General features: G+C 66.4%; 24 protein-coding genes. 13 read left to right on the top strand and 11 right to left on the bottom strand.

The window, feature by feature from the left end; genetic code table 11:
- Positions 1-105: 105 nt before the first annotated feature.
- The 3 genes from AWC12_RS24740 (at position 106) to AWC12_RS24730 (ending at position 5,991) form a co-directional block, all read left to right on the top strand.
- On the top strand, positions 106-1,848 hold the full coding sequence (locus AWC12_RS24740) for an ABC transporter ATP-binding protein (RefSeq protein ID WP_085177660.1): 1,743 nt from the start codon (positions 106-108) through the stop codon (positions 1,846-1,848).
- Entirely contained in the window at positions 1,845-3,761 is a 1,917-nt protein-coding gene (locus AWC12_RS24735; protein WP_085177659.1) for an ABC transporter ATP-binding protein, read from the top strand. The genes AWC12_RS24740 and AWC12_RS24735 overlap by 4 nt, the downstream gene beginning before the upstream one ends.
- Positions 3,762-3,828: 67 nt before the next feature.
- Positions 3,829-5,991: a molybdopterin-containing oxidoreductase family protein gene (locus tag AWC12_RS24730; protein WP_085177657.1), complete on the top strand. Its 2,163-nt coding sequence runs from the start codon at positions 3,829-3,831 to the stop codon at positions 5,989-5,991.
- On the opposite strand, the gene AWC12_RS24725 is transcribed toward AWC12_RS24730, so the two are convergent.
- Positions 5,988-6,557 carry an ATP-binding transcription factor AbmR gene (locus AWC12_RS24725; protein WP_085177655.1) on the bottom strand — a complete coding sequence of 190 codons (570 nt, stop codon included), beginning with the start codon at positions 6,555-6,557 and terminating at the stop codon, positions 5,988-5,990. The two genes, AWC12_RS24730 and AWC12_RS24725, sit on opposite strands and share 4 nt — an antisense overlap.
- 65 nt (positions 6,558-6,622) lie before the next feature.
- The gene (locus AWC12_RS24720; RefSeq protein WP_085177653.1) at positions 6,623-6,826 is read right to left on the bottom strand and encodes a hypothetical protein; all 204 of its coding nucleotides are present in this window, start codon (positions 6,824-6,826) and stop codon (positions 6,623-6,625) included.
- Between the two features lie 77 nt (positions 6,827-6,903).
- Here AWC12_RS24720 and AWC12_RS24715 point away from each other — a divergent pair, with 77 nt between their 5' ends.
- The gene (locus AWC12_RS24715; protein ID WP_024449219.1) at positions 6,904-7,791 is read left to right on the top strand and encodes an AIM24 family protein; all 888 of its coding nucleotides are present in this window, start codon (positions 6,904-6,906) and stop codon (positions 7,789-7,791) included.
- A gap of 27 nt (positions 7,792-7,818) precedes the next feature.
- Here AWC12_RS24715 and AWC12_RS24710 read toward each other — a convergent pair whose 3' ends face one another.
- From AWC12_RS24710 to AWC12_RS24700, 3 genes are all read right to left on the bottom strand, one after another.
- Positions 7,819-8,013, bottom strand: coding sequence for a hypothetical protein (locus AWC12_RS24710; protein WP_024449218.1), 195 nt, complete (start codon positions 8,011-8,013; stop codon positions 7,819-7,821).
- 99 nt (positions 8,014-8,112) lie between these two features.
- Positions 8,113-8,544, bottom strand: a complete 432-nt coding sequence (dtd, locus tag AWC12_RS24705) for a D-aminoacyl-tRNA deacylase (protein ID WP_085177651.1) — start codon at positions 8,542-8,544, stop codon at positions 8,113-8,115.
- Positions 8,545-8,553: 9 nt separating this feature from the next.
- Positions 8,554-9,180 carry a DUF305 domain-containing protein gene (locus tag AWC12_RS24700; RefSeq protein WP_085177759.1) on the bottom strand — a complete coding sequence of 209 codons (627 nt, stop codon included), beginning with the start codon at positions 9,178-9,180 and terminating at the stop codon, positions 8,554-8,556.
- 87 nt (positions 9,181-9,267) lie between these two features.
- On the opposite strand from AWC12_RS24700, the gene AWC12_RS24695 reads away from it, so the two are divergent.
- The 3 genes from AWC12_RS24695 to AWC12_RS24690 are packed head-to-tail and all read left to right on the top strand — an operon-like array spanning position 9,268 to position 11,845.
- A complete protein-coding gene (locus AWC12_RS24695; RefSeq protein ID WP_024449215.1) occupies positions 9,268-9,471 on the top strand; it encodes a heavy-metal-associated domain-containing protein in 204 nt (67 codons plus the stop codon).
- A gap of 5 nt (positions 9,472-9,476) precedes the next feature.
- Positions 9,477-9,638: a hypothetical protein gene (locus AWC12_RS31235; RefSeq protein ID WP_162562283.1), complete on the top strand. Its 162-nt coding sequence runs from the start codon at positions 9,477-9,479 to the stop codon at positions 9,636-9,638.
- The gene (locus AWC12_RS24690; protein WP_085177649.1) at positions 9,635-11,845 is read left to right on the top strand and encodes a heavy metal translocating P-type ATPase; all 2,211 of its coding nucleotides are present in this window, start codon (positions 9,635-9,637) and stop codon (positions 11,843-11,845) included. The genes AWC12_RS31235 and AWC12_RS24690 overlap by 4 nt, the downstream gene beginning before the upstream one ends.
- Here AWC12_RS24690 and AWC12_RS24685 read toward each other — a convergent pair whose 3' ends face one another.
- Positions 11,846-13,330 (bottom strand): HNH endonuclease signature motif containing protein, encoded by a 1,485-nt coding sequence (locus AWC12_RS24685; protein ID WP_085177647.1) that lies wholly within the window; start codon positions 13,328-13,330, stop codon positions 11,846-11,848. It abuts the gene before it with no gap.
- 88 nt (positions 13,331-13,418) lie between these two features.
- The gene (locus tag AWC12_RS24680; RefSeq protein ID WP_024449206.1) at positions 13,419-14,540 is read right to left on the bottom strand and encodes an adenylate/guanylate cyclase domain-containing protein; all 1,122 of its coding nucleotides are present in this window, start codon (positions 14,538-14,540) and stop codon (positions 13,419-13,421) included.
- Positions 14,541-14,564: 24 nt separating this feature from the next.
- On the opposite strand from AWC12_RS24680, the gene AWC12_RS24675 reads away from it, so the two are divergent.
- The gene (locus AWC12_RS24675; RefSeq protein ID WP_085177645.1) at positions 14,565-15,068 is read left to right on the top strand and encodes a DNA-deoxyinosine glycosylase; all 504 of its coding nucleotides are present in this window, start codon (positions 14,565-14,567) and stop codon (positions 15,066-15,068) included.
- On the opposite strand, the gene AWC12_RS24670 is transcribed toward AWC12_RS24675, so the two are convergent.
- A complete protein-coding gene (locus AWC12_RS24670) occupies positions 15,046-15,882 on the bottom strand; it encodes an AraC family transcriptional regulator (RefSeq protein WP_085177643.1) in 837 nt (278 codons plus the stop codon). The genes AWC12_RS24675 and AWC12_RS24670 overlap by 23 nt on opposite strands.
- A gap of 26 nt (positions 15,883-15,908) precedes the next feature.
- Between AWC12_RS24670 and AWC12_RS24665 the strand changes: the two genes are divergently transcribed.
- From AWC12_RS24665 to AWC12_RS24655, 3 genes are read left to right on the top strand one after another with little or no spacing between them, the layout of a single operon-like run.
- Positions 15,909-16,382 carry a VOC family protein gene (locus AWC12_RS24665; protein WP_085177641.1) on the top strand — a complete coding sequence of 158 codons (474 nt, stop codon included), beginning with the start codon at positions 15,909-15,911 and terminating at the stop codon, positions 16,380-16,382.
- 9 nt (positions 16,383-16,391) lie between these two features.
- Positions 16,392-16,829 (top strand): HIT family protein, encoded by a 438-nt coding sequence (locus AWC12_RS24660; RefSeq protein WP_024449202.1) that lies wholly within the window; start codon positions 16,392-16,394, stop codon positions 16,827-16,829.
- Between the two features lie 3 nt (positions 16,830-16,832).
- Positions 16,833-17,291, top strand: a complete 459-nt coding sequence (locus tag AWC12_RS24655; protein WP_024449201.1) for a nitroreductase family deazaflavin-dependent oxidoreductase — start codon at positions 16,833-16,835, stop codon at positions 17,289-17,291.
- Here AWC12_RS24655 and AWC12_RS24650 read toward each other — a convergent pair.
- On the bottom strand, positions 17,288-18,337 hold the full coding sequence (locus tag AWC12_RS24650) for an LLM class flavin-dependent oxidoreductase (RefSeq protein ID WP_024449200.1): 1,050 nt from the start codon (positions 18,335-18,337) through the stop codon (positions 17,288-17,290). The two genes, AWC12_RS24655 and AWC12_RS24650, sit on opposite strands and share 4 nt — an antisense overlap.
- A gap of 26 nt (positions 18,338-18,363) precedes the next feature.
- Positions 18,364-19,164, bottom strand: coding sequence for a uracil-DNA glycosylase (locus tag AWC12_RS24645; protein WP_272937897.1), 801 nt, complete (start codon positions 19,162-19,164; stop codon positions 18,364-18,366).
- Between the two features lie 161 nt (positions 19,165-19,325).
- Between AWC12_RS24645 and AWC12_RS24640 the strand changes: the two genes are divergently transcribed.
- Both AWC12_RS24640 and tap read left to right on the top strand, forming a co-directional pair.
- Positions 19,326-20,000 (top strand): sensor domain-containing protein, encoded by a 675-nt coding sequence (locus AWC12_RS24640; protein WP_085177637.1) that lies wholly within the window; start codon positions 19,326-19,328, stop codon positions 19,998-20,000.
- 67 nt (positions 20,001-20,067) lie between these two features.
- On the top strand, positions 20,068-21,327 hold the full coding sequence (gene tap / locus AWC12_RS24635; RefSeq protein ID WP_085177635.1) for a multidrug efflux MFS transporter Tap: 1,260 nt from the start codon (positions 20,068-20,070) through the stop codon (positions 21,325-21,327).
- Here the strand turns inward: tap and AWC12_RS24630 are convergent.
- Complete coding sequence (locus AWC12_RS24630; protein ID WP_024449196.1) at positions 21,302-21,646, bottom strand: hypothetical protein; 345 nt, start codon at positions 21,644-21,646, stop codon at positions 21,302-21,304. The two genes, tap and AWC12_RS24630, sit on opposite strands and share 26 nt — an antisense overlap.
- Positions 21,647-21,780: the final 134 nt, after the last annotated feature.

Below are 21,780 nucleotides of genomic sequence, written 5' to 3'. Positions count from 1 at the left end.
CCAGGCGTCAACCACCGACATGCCGATTGACCTGCTCATTTATCCGATTCTCAGGTGCGCCAACCGCACAGCCGCAGCGGCTGCCGGGTGTGCGACAGTAACGGGATGCTCTGGGGCCTGCTCCGGCGGTACGCGCGGCCGTATCGCTCACTGTTGGCGGTGGTCGCAGCGCTTCAGGTGGTGAGCACGCTGGCGACGCTGTATTTGCCGACAGTCAATGCGGCGATCATCGACGACGGCGTTTCGCAAGGCGACCTGCGCCGCATCGTCGAGCTCGGCGGAGTGATGCTCGCGGTGACCGCCCTGCAGGTCCTGTGTGCGGTCGGCGCGGTCTACTTCGGTTCGCGCGCAAGCATGGGCGTCGGCCGCGATCTGCGCTCTGACCTGTTCCACCACATCACCGGCTTCTCCGCGGAGGAAACCGCGCGGTTCGGCGCGCCGTCGCTGCTCACCCGGACCACGAACGACGTTCAGCAGATCCAGCTCCTCGTGCAGCTGACCGCCACGATGCTGATCACCGCGCCGATCATGTGCGTCGGGGGCATCTTCATGGCGGTGCACGAGGATGCGGGACTGTCGTGGCTGTTGGTCGTCAGCGTGCCGCTGCTCGCGGGGACCAACTACTGGATCGTCACGCGTCTACTGCCGATCTTCCGGCGGGTGCAGGGCCAGATCGACGGGATCAACCGCGTCATGCGGGAGCAGCTGACAGGCCTGCGGGTGGTGCGGGCGTTTGCGCGGGAACCGTTCGAGCGCAACCGCTTCGCAGAGGCCAATACCGGTCTGGCGGACAGTGCCCTGGAAGCCGGGCGTTGGCAGGCGCTGATGCTTCCGGTGACCACGCTGGTGATCAACGTGTCGAGCGTGGCGCTGATCTGGTTCGGAGGGATGCGCATCGACGCCGGCCAGATGCAGGTCGGGTCGCTCATCGCGTTCCTGTCCTATTTCATGCAGATCCTCGTCGCGGTGCTGATGGCGACGTTCATTCTGGTCATCATCCCGCGGGCCACGGTGTGCGCGGAGCGCATCACCGAGGTGTTCACCACCGAACCGGCCGTGACCACCTCGCCCTCGGCGGTGTCCCCCGAGACAGTCACGGGCGAGATCCGTTTCGATGCCGCGACATTCAGCTATGCCGGCGCCGACCGCCCGGTGCTGCAGGACGTCTCGTTCACGGCGCGGCCCGGGACGACGACGGCGATCGTCGGATCGACCGGTTCCGGCAAATCGACGCTGATATCGCTGATCTGCCGGCTCTACGACGTCACTGCCGGCTCGATCAGCATCGACGGCATCGATGTTCGCAAATTCGACATCGAGAAGCTGTGGGGTGCCATCGGGCTGGTTCCGCAGCGCGGCTACCTGTTCTCGGGCACCGTCGCCGACAATCTGCAGTTCGGCGCGGCCCCGGGAAAGGTTGTCAGCGAGGAGGAGATGTGGGAGGCGCTGCGCGTGGCGTGCGCCGACGACTTCGTGGCCGGGCACCCCGACGGGTTGTCGATACGAGTGGCCCAGGGTGGGATGAACTTCTCCGGCGGGCAGCGTCAGCGGCTGGCCATCGCGCGCGCCGTGATCCGCCGTCCGGTGATCTACCTGTTCGATGACTCCTTCTCCGCGCTCGACGTCCACACCGATGCCCGCGTGCGCGAACGTCTGCGGGCGGCATCGGCGACTGCAACGGTGGTGATCGTCTCGCAACGGATCTCGACGGTCTCAGCCGCGGATCAGATCGTGGTGGTCGATGACGGCCGGGTGGTCGGGACGGGGAGCCACGATCAGCTGCTCGGCACGTGTGGCGCCTACCGCGAGTTCGCCGACTCCCAGTCGGTGTCGGCCGGACAACGATGACCGGACCGTTGGGGCGAGGGATCCGGGCGGCCGAGCCGCCACAGGTTCGGTCCCGCGACTTCAGGGGCTCGGCCATCCGGCTCCTGAAGCGCCTCATGCCACAGCGAGCCATGGCGATCGCCGTGATGGTGCTAGGGGTCGGCGGCATCGCGATCGGCGTGGTGGGACCGCGCATCCTCGGGCACGCGACGGATCTGCTGTTCAACGGCGTCATCGGCCGCCAGCTACCGGCGGGCCTGACCAAGGAGCAGGCAGTCGAGGCAGCACGGACACGGGGCGACGGCACGTTCGCCGACCTGCTGTCGGGCATGAACGTCGTCCCGGGCCAAGGGGTCGATTTCGGCGCCGTCGCGCGCACGTTGATGCTGGCGCTGGCACTGTATCTGGTTGCCGCTCTGATGGTCTGGTTGCAGGCCCGGCTGCTCAACGTCGTCGTGCAGCGCACGATGGTGTCGCTGCGCGCTGACGTCGAAGACAAGGTGCATCGGCTTCCGTTGCGGTACTTCGACTCCCGGCAGCGCGGTGAGGTACTCAGCCGGGTGACCAACGATGTAGACAACCTGCAGCAGTCACTGTCGATGTCGATCACACAGCTGCTCACCTCGGTGCTGACCGTGGTGGCGGTGCTGGTGATGATGCTGACGATCTCGCCGCTGTTGACGCTGCTCACGGTGGTCACGGTGCCGTTGTCGCTGTGGGTGACCCGCTCGATCGCGAAGCGGTCCCGCAAGCTGTTCGTCGCGCAATGGACCAACACTGGAAAACTCAACGCACACATCGAGGAGACCTACAGCGGGTTCACCGTCGTCAAGACGTTCGGGCACCGCGCGCGCGCCGAAGAGGAGTTCCGGGAGCTCAACGACGACGTCTACCATGCCAGCTTCGGAGCCCAGTTCCTATCCGGGCTCGTCTCCCCCGCAACGGTTTTCATTGGGAATCTGAGCTATGTCGCAGTGGCCGTCGTCGGCGGTCTGCAGGTCGCGACGGGTCAGATCACGCTCGGCAGCATCCAGGCCTTCATCCAATACGTGCGACAGTTCAACCAGCCACTGACCCAGATCGCGGGCATGTACAACACCATGCAGTCCGGGGTCGCGAGCGCCGAGCGGGTCTTCGATCTCCTCGACGCCGAGGAGGAGCCCCCCGACCCCTCCCTGGATCTTGCTGCCGCGCTGCCCGTGGGAAACGACGGCCGAAGCGGGCGTGTCGAATTCGACCGGGTGTCGTTCGGCTATCAGCCGGGCGCCCCGGTGATCGAGGACCTCTCGCTGGTGGTCGAACCCGGCACCACCGTCGCGATCGTCGGACCCACCGGGGCGGGTAAGACAACGCTGGTGAACCTGCTGATGCGGTTCTACGACGTCGACTCGGGACGAATCCTGCTCGACGGCGTCGACATCTCGACGGTCAGCCGCAGCTCGCTGCGTTCCCGGATCGGGATGGTGCTGCAGGACACCTGGCTGTTCGCGGGGACTGTCTACGAGAACATCGCCTACGGCCGTCCCGATGCCGAGCGCGACGAGGTCATCGAGGCGGCGACCGCCGCTTTCGTGGACCGGTTCGTGCACACCCTGCCGGACGGTTACGAGACCCGGCTCAACGACGGCGGCGCGAACATCAGCGCCGGCGAGAAGCAGCTCATCACGATCGCGCGCGCGGTACTCGCCCGGCCGCAGCTGTTGATCCTCGACGAGGCCACCAGCTCGGTCGACACCCGCACCGAGGTGCTCATTCAGCAGGCGATGCGCACGCTGCGCCGCGACCGCACGAGTTTCATCATCGCCCACCGACTTTCGACGATTCGAGATGCCGACACGATCCTCGTGATGGAGGCCGGCAAGATCGTGGAGCGCGGCACGCACGCTGAGTTGCTGGAGCGCCGGGGCGAGTACTGGATGATGGTCAACCGCTAGCCAATTCAGCACCCTGCTCATTTTTATTTCGAGGACGTTGCCCGGTTGCACGGGAGACCATGGCGGCATGACCCGGACAGTGCACACCTTCTGCCGCTACTGCCTGGCATCGTGCGGTGTCGAGGTGACGGTCGAGGACAACCGCGTCGTCAAGATCTCGGCCGACAAGCAGAACCCGCACAGCTGGCGCGATTTCTGCGCCAAGGGCCGCACCGCGGGGCAGCTCGTCGAGCACCCGCGGCGCATCGTCGCGCCGATGCGCCGCGTCGGTGACACCTACGTCGAGGCGACCTGGGACGAGGCGATCGCCGACATCGCGGCCAGGATGAACGAGGTCATCGATGCCGACACCCCCGACGCAGTCGGCCTCTACTACGGCAACCCGGCGGGATTCTCGTCGTCGAACATCATCTTCATGAACGGCTGGCTCGATGCCATCGGCACACACAGCCGGTACTCGGTCGGGTCGATCGACCAGAACGCGATGCATGTGGTCGCGGCGGCGATGTACGGGTCGATATTGATGGCGCCCGTCTCCGACGTCGACAATTGCGACTACTTCTTGCTGGTCGGGACGAATCCGGCGGTGAGCGCGTGGAACTGGTTGGAGACGGTGCCGGGAGGTTGGCGACGCGCGTTGGCGCGGCAGGCGCAGGGCGCCACGATCGTCGTGGTCGATCCGCTGCGCACGGAGTCGGCGGCGAAGGCCGATGTGCACCTTGCGGTGCGGCCGGCGCAGGACTGGGCGCTGCTGTTGGCAATGGTGAAGGTGATCCTCGACGAAGGCTTGGAGCATGTCCAGGACTGCAACGAACTCACCCACGGGCTACAGAGTCTCCGCGAGCTCGTTGCTGATTCCGACCTCGACGATCTCGCCCGCCGCTGCGACCTCGATCGGCCCCGAATCGAGACGGTGGCACGGGATTTCGCCAATGCGCGCGCGGCGATGGTGGTCACCCGTACCGGTGTCTCCATGCATCTGACGGGCACTGTCGCGGAGTGGCTTGGCCACGTGCTGAACGTCATCACGGGACGCATGGACCGGCCCGGCGGCCGCCGCTACGAACCGGGGTACTTGGACGCGATCCGCATGTCGGGAATGGCCAAGGCCAGCCCGCACCGCAACCGGCTCTCGGGCCGGACGATGGTTGCCGGCGCCCACGCGCTGTCGGAGCTTCCTGACGAGATCACGACGCCGGGCTCGGGCCAGATCCGGGCCATGGTGATCAACTGCGGCAACCCGGTGGTGTCGGGACCCGACGGCGCCAGGCTCGACAAAGCGCTGGCCCAACTCGACCTGCTGGTGGCCATCGACTTCGTCCAGCGGGAGAGCCACCGGCACGCGCACTGGCTGCTGCCTGCCGTGCACTGGCTGGAGCGCGACGACCTGCTGGCGTTCACCAGCAACATGCACGACGAGCCGTACCTGCATTACGGCGCCAGGGCTGTTGACCCCCCGCCGGGTGCGCGGCAGGAATGGCGGATCTTCGTCGATCTCGCGATAGCGATGGGCAAGCCGATGTTCCGCGCGAAGGGTCTCAACGGTTTCATCGCGGCCACCCGGCGGGCAGCGCAGCTGACCCGCAGACCGGGCCTGGAGTTCAACCCGCACTGGATCGACCGCATGATCGTCGCGACGAGCCGAAAGTTCAACGGCCGCAGGATCTCCTGGCGTGAGGTGATGGCGCATCCGCACGGTTGGGTGCTGGGGCCGCGTGAGTTCGGCCACTTCCGGGACGCACTACGCACACCCGACAAGAAGGTCCACGTTGCACCGCCCGAATTCGTGGCGCGCGTAGGGGAACTTCTGGCCGAGCCGGCCCCATGTCCGCCCGCCGACTTTCCGTTCCTGCTCGCGAACCGCAGGCACCGACACTCCATGAACTCGTGGCTGAACGATCTGCCGGGCCTGCACCCGTCCGGGAAGGGCACCGAGGTCGTCATCCACCCCGATGACGCGGCGAAGCTGTGCATCAGCGACGGCGACCGGGTGAAGGTGCACTCCCCCGTCGGAGCCGTCGAGTTGACGGCGACGATCTCGGATCAGCCCCGTCGCGGCGTCGTCGTCATCGACCACGGCTGGGGCTCAAGGGTTTTCGATCCGCGCGGCGGATCGGCTCCGGAGTGTTTCGGCGTCAACCGCAATCTGCTCGTCGACGCCGGGCCGGTGGATCCACTGTCGCAGACGGCGGCGCTGAACTCGTCCTACGTCGCCGTCGCCCGCGTCTAGAGTTTCGGCCCCTCACTGCGCAGGTCGTCGACCTCGCGCATCGCGTCGCGCAGCTTGCCGAGCCACTCGTCGGCATGCTCGCCGACGAGCCGCACCGACCACACGAGAGCGTCCGACCGGGAGCGCGCCACGCCGGCATCGACAAGCGTGTCGAGCACTTGCCTTTCGGGTTGACGCAGCCGCGTCATGACTGGAACAGCCAGGTGGGTGAACAGGATTCGCTCGGTAGCGTCACCCTCACCGGCAATGTCGATACCCCAGGAAACCTTGCGGCCGTATCGCGTCTCCGCCTCGTCGGCGATCTGCATGCGCTCGTTTCGGGTCTGCTCGCGGAATCGAGCAGCCCGACCTGAGGCGCGCGCTTCACTTTCGGGATTCTCGGGCTCGGGAAGCCTGCCGATCACGGTGATCTCTTCACGGTCGACGATGACCTCCGGGTCACCGGCGAACCAATGGTCAGGGAGACGTCCACCGAACCAGTCGGGGGCGTCGGTGGCATTGGGCTGGTCGGCTTGCTGCCAGCCGCCGGGGCGGCCCGACCGTCGGCTATGAGGATGGTGTCGCATGATTACATGCTTACACTGTTACAACGTTGTCGGGGCTGCGTTCGCCGCCAGCAGAATTACCGCCGTCAGCTGCGCTTGAACAGCACTGCGGCGCCGCCACCCAGCACGGCCGCTACCAGCAAGATCATCGCCCATCCCGGGCCCAACAACCACCACACCAGCCCGATCCCGAGCAGGACGGGCGACAGCGCGAACAACACCATGCCAGGGTGCTGCTTGATGACCGCGAGCGCGCCCTGGGCACGCTGGCGGTCGATTTCTTTGGCCATTTCACCAGAATGCCAGCTGACCGACGGCGCGGCGCCGCATAGGGTGAACCCCGACAAACTCGCTAAAGGAGGCGGCGATGACAGGACCTGCGCAAGGCAGTTGGCAGCCCGATCCGGAGGGACGCTTCGACTACCGGTGGCACGACGGACAACAGTGGACCGATCAGGTCTCCCACCAAGGACAGGTGCAGCGCTCGCCACTCGGCGGGCCGCCCCCGCAAGCACAGGCGTACGGCGGACCACCCCCAGCCCAGGCTCAGCAGCAGGCCCAGCCGCTCGGTGGTGCCGATGGATTCTCCGGCATCAGTGGGGATCTCGTCGACGGACGCTTCAGCGAGAAGGAAGCCAAACCGATCGCCAACCAGAACGCGAAGCTTCTCCGCGTGCGACTCGGCGAGCCGTTCATGGCTCGTCAGGGTTCGATGGTCGCCTATCAGGGCAACGTCGACTTCGCCTACGAGGGCAGCGGCGCGTCAAAGTTCATCAAGAAAGCCCTCACCGGTGAAGGACTGCCGCTGATGCGGTGTTCCGGCCAGGGCGACGTGTTCCTCGCGGAGCGGGCCTTCGACGTTCACTTGCTGAACCTCAACAACTCCGGCCTGTCGATCAGCGGCAAGAACGTGCTGGCATTTTCCTCGAGCCTGGATTGGAACGTCGAACGGGTTAAAGGCGGCAGCATGGTCGCCGGCGGCTTGTTCAATACGACCCTGCGCGGGACCGGCTGGGTGGCGCTGACCACCGACGGCGCTCCCGTCGTCCTCAATGCCGCCGAAGCGCCGACATTCGCCGACACCAACGCGATCGTGGCTTGGTCGGCCAATCTGCAGACGCAGCTGAAGACCAGCTTCAAGGCCGGCGCCTTGATCGGCCGCGGTTCGGGTGAGGCAATGCAGGTGGCGTTCCACGGCAACGGATTCGTGATCGTGCAGCCGTCGGAAGGAATTCCCGTCACGCCGACCGCGTGAGCCGGGGGCACTGACTCACTGCGGGTGTCACAGGCGGTGCATCTCGCGCGTCATCGCCGCTTCTTCGATGAAGTCCTCCCGCCGCCGTGCGCGGGGGGCCTTCTTCGGAGCGGGCGGTTCGCGACGGTCGGCGGTCGCGTCGGCGCCGCCCAGTAACCAGTAGAGCAGTCGATAGCGAATGAGCTTGCGGGCCCGGATATTTCCGGGAGCGATTGCTGCCATATCACGACGCTACGAAAGCGCATGTCTCGGCACATCGTGCCGAAGACCGATCTTGGTCTACGACCGTGGTATGAGGCGGCGCTCCTACCGTGGGCGCGGTCAGAGCTCCAACAGGACCGTGACCGGCCCGTCGTTGACGAGCTCGACCTGCATGTCAGCCCCGAAGACTCCGGTCCGCACCTGCGCACCGAGGGTGGCCAGCGCCGCGGCGAATGCGTCGACGAGGGGTTCGGCGACGGCCCTGGGAGCCGCGGCATTCCACGTGGGACGGCGACCTTTGGTGGTGTTGCCGTACAGCGTGAACTGACTGACCACCAGGATCGGTGCGGCGACGTCGCTCGCGGACTTCTCGTCATCGAGAATGCGCAGCGCCCAGAGCTTTTCGGCCAGCCTCTGCGCCTTGGCAGGGTCGTCGTCGTGGGTGACACCGACGAGGGCGACCAGGCCCTGCGTCTGGGGTCTGATCTCACCTACGGTGTCACCGGCGACGGTCACCCGAGCGGAGGTGACGCGCTGCACGAGGATACGCATGCCGCGAACCTACAGCGAGCCGAGAATGCCTTTCATCGTCTCGATCTCCCGCTGCTGGGTCTCGATCATGTCGCGCGCCAGCTGAATGGCTTCTGGGGCCTGCCCGGTGTCGACCTCGGTCTGCGCCATGGTCACCGCACCTTCATGGTGCGCGATCATGCCGGTGAGGAATTGCTTACTGGCGTCTACGCCCTGAGCTTGGCGCAGCTGTTCGAGTTGCGCATCGCTCATCATTCCCATCGCCGCGTGGTCGGCGCCCATGTCGTGGCCTTCGTGCCCGGACGGCGCCTGTGCGCCCCACTGCGTCAGCCACTCCTGCATGGTCGCGATCTCGGGCCCCTGCGCGGCTTTGATCTGGTTCGCCAGATCGGTCACCCGCGGGTCGATGTCCTGCTTCGCCAGAATGATGTCGCTCATCACGATCGCCTGCTCGTGGTGCGGAATCATGTCGCGGGCAAAGGTCGCGTCTGCTTGATTGTGGGCACCGTCGGCCGCCTGCGAAGTCGGCTCGTGCTCGTGCGTCGCGTGGTCGTGCTCGGCGGATTCGGTTCCGACGTCGCTGCACCCCGACAGCAGCAGCGTGAGGGTGGCCCCCACAGCGGCCGCCCCGACCAGCAGACTGCGCTTCGACAACAACTTCATGCTCCCTTCGCCGCGATATGTGAAATCGATACCCTAGGGGGGTATGGTACATAGTATTCACCCGCCCCCTAAAGGAGCCCGATGACCACCACCATCACTGTCGAGGGTATGAGCTGCGGTGGATGCGCCAAATCGGTGCGTGCCGAACTCACCCACATTCCAGGCGTCCTCGCCGTGGACGTCGACGTTCCCAATGGCACGGTGACGATTGCCAGCGACAACCCCGTCGATGACGAGGCGATCCGCGCAGCCGTCGAAGAAGCCGGCTACACGCTGGCCGGCTGACTGCGATGAGCGCCCCTGCCAAGATCGCCGCGTTTGTCGCGATGCTCGCCGTCGTGTTCGCGGGCGCGCTGTGGCTGGGCGCGCTCTTCGGCCCAGAGGCGGACGTTGCCGTACCCCGTCCCGCGACCAGCGAGCACCCCCACCCACCCTCGGACGGCCACCGATGAACACAGTCGAACTCACGATCGGCGGCATGACGTGCGCGTCGTGCGCCGCACGCGTCGAGAAAAAGCTGAACAAGCTCGACGGCGTCACCGCGACCGTGAACTTCGCGACGGAGAAAGCGCGCGTCGAGTTCGGCGACGCCGTCTCCCCCGAGCAACTGGTCACGGCCGTCGAGGCTGCCGGTTATCACGCCGAACTACCCACGGCCGTCGACCAGCCCGCGCCCGAGGTCGATCCGACCGCTGCGCTACGTCAGCGCCTGCTGATCTGCGTGGCGCTATCGGTCCCGGTGATCGCGATGGCGATGGCACCGGCGCTGCAGTTCACGTATTGGCAGTGGCTTTCACTGACTCTGGCCGCGCCCGTGGTGGTCTGGGGCGCCTGGCCGTTCCACCGAGCGGCGATGACGAACCTGCGCCATGGCGCCGCGACGATGGACACGTTGATCTCGATCGGCACGCTGGCCGCATTCGGCTGGTCGATCTATGCGTTGTTCTGGGGCACCGCAGGGGCGCCTGGGATGACCCATCCGTTCGAGCTGACGATCGCCCGCACCGATGGCAGCGGAAACATCTACCTCGAGGCGGCAGCCGGGGTAACGACGTTCATCCTGGCAGGCCGGTACTTCGAGGCGAGGGCCAAGCGACGGGCCGGCGCCGCGCTGCGAGCACTGCTGGAACTGGCGGCGAAAGAGGTCACGGTTCGCAGAGGCGCTGCAGAACAACGCATTCCGATCGATCAGCTCGTGGCCGGAGACGAGTTCGTCGTCCGGCCGGGAGAGAAGGTCGCCGCCGACGGCGTCGTCGTGGAGGGCGCGTCCGCCGTCGATGCGTCGATGCTGACGGGCGAGTCGGTGCCTGTCGAGGTTGCGCCCGGCGCCCAGGTGGTCGGCGCGACGGTGAACGTGGACGGCCGGTTGGTGGTGCGTGCCGAACGGATCGGCGCCGACACGCAGCTGGCGCAGATGGCGCGCATGGTCGAAGAGGCTCAGAACGGAAAGGCGCAGGCACAGAGGCTTGCCGACCGGATCTCCGGCGTGTTCGTGCCCATCGTGATCGCACTCTCGGTGGCGACACTGGGATTCTGGATCGGCAGTGGACTTTCGGTCGCGGCGGCGTTCACCGCGGCCGTCGCGGTGCTGATCATCGCGTGCCCGTGTGCGCTCGGGTTGGCGACGCCGATGGCGCTGATGGTCGGGACGGGGCGCGGTGCGCAACTGGGCATCGTGATCAAGGGACCCGAAGTACTGGAGTCCACACGGCGGGTGGACACCGTGATCGTCGACAAGACGGGCACCGTGACTACGGGCCGCATGACACTGGTGGACGTGTTCGCCGTCGAGGGCGAGCAGCCTGACGAGGCGCTGCTTGTCGCGGGCGCTGTCGAGAGTCCGTCGGAACATCCGATTGCTGCGGCGATCGCGACGGGGGCACGCGAGAAGCTCGGCGAACTGCCCGCAGTCGAGGGTTTCGCGAATCTACGGGGTCTCGGGGTCGAGGGTTCGGTCGAAGGCCGTCGGGTGCTACTCGGCCGGCTGCGTCTGCTTTCCGACCGGTCGCTGGACATTCCCGACGAAGTACGTCACGCGGTGCAGCGCGCGGAGTCCGACGGCCGGACCGCGGTTGTCGTGGGATGGGACGGCAGCGCGCGCGGCGTCCTGATGGTGGCTGATGCGGTGAAACCGACCTCTGCGGAGGCAATTTCACTGCTGAAGAAGCTCGGGTTGACGCCGATCATGGTGACCGGCGACAACGAGGCGGTGGCTCGCTCCGTGGCAACCCAGGTCGGCATCGACGAGGTCATCGCGGGCGTGCTGCCGCACGACAAGGTCGACACCGTGACGCGACTGCAGGGCGAGGGCAAGGTCGTGGCGATGGTCGGCGACGGGATCAACGACGCGGCCGCGCTTGCCCAGGCGGATCTCGGACTGGCGATGGGCAGCGGCACCGATGTCGCGATCGAAGCCAGCGATCTGACACTGGTCAGCAACGATCTGCGGGCGGTTCCAGATGCTATTCGCTTGTCGCGCAAGACTTTGAGCACCATCAAGAGCAACTTGTTCTGGGCATTCGCGTACAACGTCGCCGCCCTGCCGCTGGCCGCGGCCGGGTTACTGAACCCGATGATCGCCGGCGCGGCAATGGCTTTCAGCTCGGTGTTCGTGGTGACGAACAGCCTGCGTTTGCGCGCGTTCACACCCTCGCGCTGACTACGGCCCTACGCTTTCGTTACCGTCGTCGTCTTCGGGGAGTAGGTAGCGTTCGGGGTGGTGGTAGCCGTTGATGCGGTGTTGACCGGTGTCGAGGTCGGGTGGCGGAAGCCATTCGGTTTGATTTTTCTTGTTTTTGCGGGTGCGCCAGTCGGTGTTGTCGAGCATGCGATGATCGGCTCCGCAGGCGAAGGTCAGATCGTCAATGTTGGTCTGCCCGTCGTCTTTCCAATCCGCGGCAGCGTGATGCACCTGGGCCCAGTAGCCGGGCACGCTGCAGCCCGGGCGCGTGCAGCCTCGTTCTTTCGCGTGCAGCGCGAGGCGTTGGGCAGCGGTGGCTAGCCGTTTGGCACGGCCCAGATACAGCGATTGTTCGCTGTGTTGGTCATACACGTAGAGGTAGTGATGGGCGTGGGCAGCCAGGCGGATCAGATCCCGCATCGGCAGCAGTGAACCGCCTCCGGTGACCGCCACCCCGGCACCCTTCTCCAACTCCTGAAGCGTCGTCGACACGATCACGGTCACCGGGAGTCCGTTGTGGGTACCCAGCCCCGCCTCCAGCGCCCGACGAGCCACCGCTTTGAGGGCATCGTGATTGCGCTGAGCCTGCGAACGCAACTCACCAGCGCTGCGCTCCGGCGCGGGCGCCACCCCCGACCCGACGCTCGGCCCGCCCTCGACGCCGGCCGACGGCTCTGGATCGACGGCGGACTCGGATTCGACGTAAGCAGCCTGCTCGGCATCCTCGGCGGGCTCGGCCGTGGGGTCAACAGCAGGGCCATCGTCGGGGGCATTAGCGCCAGGGGCAGCCTCTTTGGCCAGAATCGCCTCCAACAGCGCCCCGGTCTCGGCATCGATCACACCCCGGATCGAGCGGGTCCCATCAGGACGCTGCGGCCCCAACCTCACCCCACACCGGCGCGCAATATCGGTCTCGGTGGGCTCAGGACCATCCTGATCGATCATCCCTAACAACCGCCCCGCCACCTGCCGCAACGCCTCTGGACCCAACCCCGACCCCACCCGCGCCAGCTCACGATCAGCGTCAGCGCGCGTCCCGGCATCCACCCACGACGGCAACGCGGCATGAAAATCAGCGATGACCTTCACATGCTCCTCATCGAGGACACCACGCGCCTGCGCGGCAGCAGTCGACTCCAACAACGGACCCAAAGGCTCCCCGGTCATCGCCCGCCGCGGACCCAACGTCGCCGCACGCTCCAGTCGGCGTTTGGCGTCCTTCTCACTGCACCGCAACGCTGTGGTCAGCACCTTCTTCCACGACGCCTCCCCGAGTGCGCCCGGCTCGGTCTCGTCGGTCAACCGCGACACGATCCGATGCTCGACAGCAGGGATCGTCCGCACCACCGTCGTGAGCTCCACCAACAGCTCGATCAACTCGCGATGAGACAACTCGTCACAAGCCTTCGACAGGATGGCGACCTGCTCACCCACCCCCGCCAACGCCTCCACCACCACATCCACATATCGAACAATAGTTCGAACCACCGACAGATCCGAGCTTCGATGTGACAGCTGAAACGAAAGAGACAGAAGAAATTTGAGAGTTCAGCTAGGACTGTTCGCCTCGGCGAGCCCGGAACGTCTTCACGTCCGGCTTGATTCCCTTCAGATGTTTGGCGCCCGCGAAGGACCATGTGAATCGGTCGTCCTCCCCGATCGCCTCGCGCGACGACTCAGCGACCAGCACAGTGCCCGGCCGCGCCGCACCCGTGACGCGCGCCGCAAGATTCACCGGGCTACCGAACCAGTCGCCTTCCCTGCTCACGGCCATGCCCGTCGCGACGCCGGCGCGCAACCGAGGAAAGTCGTCCTCACCCTCGGTGGCATCGACCAGGTGCAGCAGCGTCTCGAGCAGCGGCGCGGGTTCTGGGCTGACCAGCATCACCTCGTCACCGATCGTCTTGATGAATCGCACTGGGGCGACGGCCAATTCGCGGGTGAGATCGGCCAGGTGCTGGGCAAGCCGCTCAAGTTCCTCCGGCGGCAACGCCTCGCCCAGCCGAGTGAAACCGACAAGGTCGGCGAACCCGATCGTCACCAGACGAGCACCCGGCAAATGCTGCCCTTCGGCGCGTTCGGTCGCGTTGATCGCTTCCGTCTCGATCGCATGACGCAGCTGCAGCATCATGACCTCCTGGATCATGGGACCCAGCAGCGGCGCCACATTGCTGACCAGTGCCTCAGACGCCTGCGCAATCTCCAGTTCCGTTGCGCCCGGACGCATCACCGCCGCGAGGGCTGCGTGCCGCATCGCTTCGGCCGCCCGCGACAAGCCATCCCCGAGAAGTCGGGTGATCTGCACCAGTTCATCGGGGTCGATGCCGACATCGAGGAAGTCTCGCGTGAACTTGGCCGCTTCCGCGTCGGCGCGCAGGAACACCTCGGCGTCGGGATCGTCGACCCGCGGCAGCCCCATCGCGCGCTGAGTCCGTTCGAACAGCCCGAGGTCGACGCCTGCTTTGTCCGCCGCCTGACGCGCAGACACGTACTGGCCGTCGTCGCCGATGACGCGTCGCGACGCCAGCAGCATCGGCGCCGGATTGCCACGAATCTGCTCGACACTCACCCCTCGCTCGACCAACCAGCTGATCAACTCGGCGCGTTCGGCGCGCGCATTGCCTTCGAGCCCGTCGAGCAGCCCGGATGTCTCCAGATCGAGGTCTTCGGCCACGTGCCCAACGTATACGGTCGCCTCATGACGTCACCGATGCTGGAGAGCTTCCCGCCGCTCGTCGCCCCCGGCGCCCGCATCTTGATCCTCGGCAACATGCCCGGTGTGGCCTCACTGCAGGCGCAGCGCTACTACGCCTACGAGCGCAACGCGTTCTGGCGCCTCACCGCTGCGCTTTTCGGCTTCGACGCCGCCGCACCCTACGATGACCGCGTCACTGCCCTGACGGCGGCCGAGGTGGCTGTGTGGGATGTGCTGAAGCACTGCCGGCGGATCGGCAGCCTCGATTCCGCCGTGGAGCCGGACAGTATGGTGGCCAACGACTTCGAGCGGCTCTTCGCCGCCTATCCGACGATCACCCACGTCTACTTCAACGGCGCGGCCGCCGAGAAGAACTACCGTCGGCTGGTCACTGCGCCCGCCCGCTTGGAATACACCCGGTTGCCCTCGACCAGTCCTGCGCAGACCATGTCCTTCGACGCGAAACTGGCCGCGTGGCGTCGGATCACGACCGAGGCCCGTACTTAGCGGCGTACTCCCCCGGCGTGGTTCCCAGCATCGCCCGGAAGTCGTTGATGAAGTGCGCCTGGTCGTACCAGCCGAGCCGAACGGCGAGTTCGGCGAAGTCCAACTCCGGACCGGTTTCGATCTCCAGCGCCGCGTTCTGTAGGCGGTACCGGCACAGGACCCACTTCACGGGGACGCCGACATAGCGCCGGAAGACGCGCTGGGTGGTCCGCTCGCTCCACGGCGAGTGGCTCATCACCTGCTCCACGCGATGAATGTCGGTGTCGTCGCGGATCCGGTCGACGAGGGCGGTCAGCGCCGGATACGTGTCATCCGGCCGGTCTGCCTGCGCGATGAGCCGATCGAGGCGCGCCGCTGCGCTGTCGACATCGTCGTCGAGATCGACCGGCACCCCGAATAGTGCGGTGTCGACCGGTCGCACTCGCCCCGTCATCGTCGAAGCATCACCGCCGAAACGCGCCGTGAACCCACCGGGCCGCAAGCGTGCTCCGACGACCCAACCCTGCTCGCTGATCGTGGTCTGGAAAACCCGTTCGACCACGCCGTGCACCAGCGTGTTCGGCAGCGAAAAGCCATGCCGCTCAACGTCGGAACCCCATTCATGGGTGATGTGCATGGACGGGAAGGTGATGACCGAGCTGTCGAACGGCGCCACACCGCGCAGATCCCATGTGACGGACCAGAAATGCTCAACGTAGGGGCTGCTCTCGGAACTGGGCGGCCACCGCCGCAGATCGAAGACCGAGGAACTGACCGGCCGGCCGACCACGCCGAGCAGTGGTTGCCCGGATGTCGGGTTTTTCCAAGCACCCACGTCTAGCAGCCTACGAAACTCAAGGCATGTCTGTTCAACCGATTCCCGCGGGATACACCAGCCTCACCCCGTTCCTGTGCGTCGCGGGCGCCGCTGCCGCGATCGACTTCTACACACAGGTATTCGGCGCGACGCTCGTCGAGAAGATGGACGGCCCGGACGGCACCGTCGCCCACGCCGAGCTCGACTTCGGCACCGGCCGCCTGCAACTCGGCGACCCGGCGGACGCCTACGGAATCACTGCTCCCGCGACCGGCAGTGACACCGTGACGTACTCGATCGCGCTCTACTGCCCCGACGTCGACGACGTGGTGGCGCGGGCACAGAAGGCCGGCGCGACGGTGCGTGAGGCGCCGCAGGACTTCGCCACCGGTGACCGGTTCGCCTCCCTCCGCGACCCGTTCGGAGTCCGGTGGACCGTGATGACACGGGTCGAGGACGTCTCGGCCGAAGAGCGCGACCGCAGCCTGGGCGAGTGGGCGGCACAGAATGTGAACTAGCGTGGCGGCATGCCCTGCGTGTTCTGCGCCATCGTCGCCGGTGAGGCGCCCGCCATCACGATCTACGAAGACGACGACTATCTCGCCATCCTCGACATCCGTCCGTTCACGCGGGGCCACACGCTGGTGATCCCGAAGGCCCACACCGTCGATCTGACCGACACACCGGCGGAAACCCTGGGTCGCATGACGGCCATCGGCCAGCGCATCGCCAAGGCCGCCCGGGTGTCGGGTCTACACGCCGACGGCAACAACATTGCCATCAACGACGGCAAAGCGGCATTTCAGACGGTGTTTCACATCCACCTGCACGTCGTTCCGCGCCGTGACGGCGACAAGCTGTCGTTCGCCAAGGGGATGCTGGTGCGCCGCGACGCCGATCGCGAGGAGACCGGCCGCCTGCTGCGCGAGGCCCTGGCGCGAGTCGACGCCCCGGAGAACTATTGACCCATGGGCATCGCACTCTGGGTCGAACAGAACATCGGCTATCGCCTGCTGATGATGCACGACAAGATCTACAAGAGCACCGACGGACGTGTTGGGCACCGCATCCCCCTGCCCGGTGTGCCACCCTCGCTGCTCCTGCACACGGTCGGCGCGAAGACCGGGAAACAGCGTACGAATACGCTGTCCTACTTTCCCGACGGCGGCAGCTACTACGTCGTCGCCTCGAAGGGCGGTGACCCCAAGGCGCCGGGCTGGTACCACAATCTCAAGGCCGATCCGGACGTCGAAATCAACCTCGGGCCAAAGAGATTGGCGGTGACGGCGACACCGGTGCTTGCGGACGACCCCGACTATCCGCGGCTGTGGAAGATCGTCAACGACGGCAACTCGAACCGCTACGACGGTTACCAGAAACGAACGACGCGCAGGATTCCGCTCGTCCGGCTCACCCCGAGGACCTAGAACAACTCTTTGGCGAGCAGCTCCAGCGTGGCCTCACGCGCCGGCGCGGTCGCAGGATCGACACCGCGGTGAGCCGAGGCGACCGGGTGAACCATCACCTCGTCGACGCCGAAGTGTTCGGCCAGTGCCCGCACCTGGTCGGCAGCCTCGGCGGGCGAGCCGACGACGGCCTGGCGCAATCCTCCGTCGATCACGGACTGCGCGCGCGGGCCGAGATCGGTGGCCTCCGCGTCCTCGACGAGATCGATCGGAATCAGAGGCTGTCCGGTACGGAGCCGTGCCATCATCTGCAGATTGGGCAGGATCAAACGCAGTGCCTCGTCGCGGGTCTCGGCGACGACGGCATTCACCGTGAGGAACGTCACGGGTTCGGGCGCCAGCTCGCTGGGCCGGAAGTTCTCGCGATAGAACTGCAGCGCCTCGATGGTGCCCTGACCGGCGAAGTGGTGGGCGAATACGTACGGCAGGCCCTTGGCCGCTGCGAGTCGCGCGGAGTACATCGACGACCCCAGCAACCACAGTTTGGGTTCTGTCACGGCGGCCGGGGTGGCCTTGAGGATGTAGTTGTCCCGCATCAGGTCACGCGGGAGCGGTACGCGCACGCCTGTACTGCTCATGAGTTTGACGACGTCGTCCAGGTACTCAGGAAACGCCTCGATGTCACGTTCGTCGCGTCCGGCGGCACCGCGCAGTGCCAGCGAGGTGACCGGATCCGAGCCCGGCGCACGTCCGATTCCGAGGTCGATGCGTCCAGGATGGGCGGCTTCGAGCAGCGCGAACTGCTCGGCGACGGCCAGCGGTGCGTGGTTGGGCAACATGACCCCGCCCGAGCCCAGCCGCACCGATGACGTGTGGGCGGCGAGGTGAGCAATCAGCACCGGCGGACTCGTCGCCGCGACAGCCGGCATGTTGTGGTGCTCGGCGACCCAGTATCGCGTGTATCCAAGCCGGTCGGCCGCCTGTGCCAGCAGCGTCGAAGCGGCGATCGCATCGGAAGTGCTCTGGTCGGAGCGCACAGGAACGAGATCGAGGACAGAAAGACGCATTGACAGTGCAACGTCGCGCCGTGGGATTACGTTCCCGCCGAAATCGCACAGGCGGTGGCGAAGATGTCGTCCATCATCGCGGGGGTGAGCCGGCCGGTGAAGGTGTTCTGCTGGCTGGGATGGAAGCAGCCGAGCAGCGTCACGGTGCCGGTGGCGGTGCTCCCGGTGGCCAACGTGGCCAGCGTGCCGTGGCCGAACTTCGGTGCCGGCGTCCCCACCGTACCGCCGGTTCGGCGGATCAGCGCCAGCACCGACTGCCACGCGAACCCACCCAACGCGATAATCACCCGCACGCCGTTGCCCGTGAGCCGCCACTCCGCGTCGAGCCAGGGCGCACACGTCGTCCGCTCGGCGGGCAGCGGTGCGTTACCCGGAGGAGCGCAGCGCACGGCCGCCGCCACTCGAACACCGTTGAGCTGCAATCCATCTGCACTGTCAGTGCACGTCGCCTGATTCGCCAGCCCGCTGCGATGCAATGACGCGAACAGGAAGTCGCCGGAACGGTCACCGGTGAAGACACGGCCCGTCCGATTCGCGCCGTGGGCGGCCGGCGCCAGACCGACGATCATGATCCGCGGCCGCGCCGCCCCGAAACCGGGAGCCGGCCTTCCCCAATAGGGCTGATCCGCATACGACTTGCGTTTGACCGCGGCCGCCTCCTCGCGCCACTCGACCAGCCGCGGGCAGGCGCGACACACCGAGACCCCGGCGTCGACCTGTTTGAGCGTTCTGGCCGCCCCGGCCAGCTCCACCACGTCGGCAGGAGTGGACGCCACCGCGGTGCGCGACGTCGCGGGATCACCGGGCCAACCATGACCGGGTTGCACCGGGGTCTCGAAAAGATCACCAGTTCGTGGATGCGGAAGGGGAGTCAAGATTCGTTACCAAGAAGCACTATTCATCGTTACCACGAAACGCCGCTTTCCTCACCGGAGCGCCGCTGCAGTTGGCTCACCATTGATCCCCAGCACTTCGATTGGGGGCATTCATGCGACGAGCGGCAGCGATAGCAGGCATCTGCATCCTGGTCACCGGATGCGCCAGCACGAGCAGCGCGGAGTCGGCCAAACCGACCAGGACAATGATCCCCCGCCCCCTCGTGGAACGTGAGCTCGGCGACGTCCTGCTCAGCCCCGAAGAGGCCGCCGCGACGATGGGCGTGCCCGCGATGACGGTCATCGAGTCCCAGACCGCGATGTCGGACCACAGCGACATCATGGAGCCACGAGAATGCCTCGCGATCGACGGTGCGGCCGAGTTGCAGGTCTATGCCGACAGCGGCTTCCAGGCGGAACGCGACCAGAGCCTCAATGACGGTGAGGGCTGGAAAACGTACGTCAAGCAGGCCGTGGTGCTGTTTCCTTATCTGGAGAAGGCCGGCGAATTCTTCGAGGCCTCTGTGCAGCAGTGGCCGGCCTGCCACGAGTACACCCACACCCAGAGCGGTTCACGCTGGAACCCGGGGCCGATCGTCCGGGAGGACAACCGATTGAACACGGTCGCCATGCAGCAGGACGCCGCGGCGCCAGGCTGGGGTTGTGGGCGGGCGCTGGTGCACCGCAACAACGTCATCGTCGATGTCAACACCTGCAGCGCCGCTCCCGGCGACTCCGCGTTGCGGATCGCCGACCAGATCGCGGCCAAGGTCGACGCGCAATGGTGAGCCGCTAGTCGCCGAAAACTCGGTCGTCAAGTGCTTTGCGGCACTGCTACATTCCCGGCGATATCCCATGACGAACGAAGAATCGCGCGGTAGGCGCGTCCCACTGCTGCTGATCCTGTTCGCCGCACTGATGGCCGGGGCGGGCAACGGCATCTCCATCGTCGCGTTCCCCTGGTTGGTTTTGCAGCGCAACGGTTCTGCGCTGGACGCGTCCATCGTGGCGATGGCGGGAACGCTCCCGCTGCTCGCCGCGACGCTGCTCGCCGGCGCCGCCGTCGACAAGCTCGGCCGCAGGCGGGTGTCGATGATCGCTGACGCGCTGTCGGCAGTGTCGGTGGCCGCGGTGCCCGTCCTGGCGCTGACATTCGGTGTCGACGCCATCAACGTCGCCGTGCTGGCAGGCCTGGCCGCACTCGGTGCGTTCTTCGACCCCGCGGGGCTGACAGCCCGCGAGACGATGCTGCCCGAGGCGGCGCAGAAGGCCGGCTGGACCCTTGACCATGCCAACTCCGTGTACGAGGCGATTTTCAACCTGGCCTACATCGTGGGGCCCGGCATCGGAGGTCTGCTGATCGCCACTCTCGGCGGCATCAACACGATGTGGGTGACCGCCGCCGCGTTCGGAACGTCGATCGTCGCCATCGGCGTACTGAAGCTCGAGGGTGCGGGCAAGCCCGATCCGTCGGCGATGTCCGACGGCGTGTGGGCGGGAATCATCGAAGGCCTGCGCTTTGTGTGGAACAACAAGGTCCTTCGCACGCTGGCTTTCGTCGACCTCGCAGCCACTGGGCTCTACATGCCCATGGAGAGCGTGCTGTTCCCGAAATACTTCACCGACCGCAACGAGCCGGCCCAGCTCGGCTGGGTGCTGATGGCGTTGAGCATCGGCGGGTTGATCGGCGCGCTCGGCTACGCGGTGATGTCGAAGTACATGAAGCGGCGCACCGTGATGCTGACGGCGGTGCTGACGCTGGGCGTGGCGATGACCGTGATCGCGTTCCTGCCGCCGCTTCCCGTGATTCTCGCGTTGTGTGCGCTCGTCGGGTTCGTGTACGGGCCGATCGCGCCCATCTACAACTACGTGATGCAGACCCGGGCGCCGCAGCATCTGCGCGGCCGCGTGGTCGGCGTGATGGGATCGCTCGCCTACGCGGCGGGGCCGCTCGGCCTGATCCTGGCCGGTCCGCTGGCTGACGCCACGGGGCTGCATGCGACGTTCCTGGCCCTGTCGCTGCCCATGCTGGCGCTCGGAATCGTCGCAGTGTTCCTGCCCGGTCTGCGAGACCTCGACGCGCCGCACGCTAGACCGGAAGCAGGTACTCCTTGAAGAACCGGCCGATCGCCCGCAGCCAGCGGCGGCGCACCGGCTGCGCGAAATGTTCGATCAGGTCGAGGTCTGCCACGACATAACCGTCGGAAGCGCGGTACCACATTCCGGCCATGCACAACTCGATGGCGGCCATCGTCGTGACACGGCCGGGGGCGATCGCATCGAGGCGTTCGTCAGGCACGAACGCCGGGTAGGGCGTCCCGATCCGGTCCGCCACGGCACGCACGTGGATCTCCAACGCGCCCGCCGACACCCGCGCCGTACGGCGCATGCCCTGCAACGTCTTCACCTGGGCGAAGACCACACTGTCCCGCATGCGTCGAAGAATAGCCGTAACACGGGCGTAACAAGACACCGCCCGTCCCTAGACTGGTGTCAGCAGTCACGTAATTCCCCAGGTATGAGGGGTTGTCCGTCACGTAATTCCTCACCCGCCGTCACGTAATTCCC

The organism is Mycolicibacterium iranicum (genome assembly GCF_002101705.1).
Taxonomy (GTDB): Bacteria; Actinomycetota; Actinomycetes; order Mycobacteriales; family Mycobacteriaceae; genus Mycobacterium; species Mycobacterium iranicum.
This window is presented reverse-complemented; position numbering and strand designations above follow the sequence as displayed.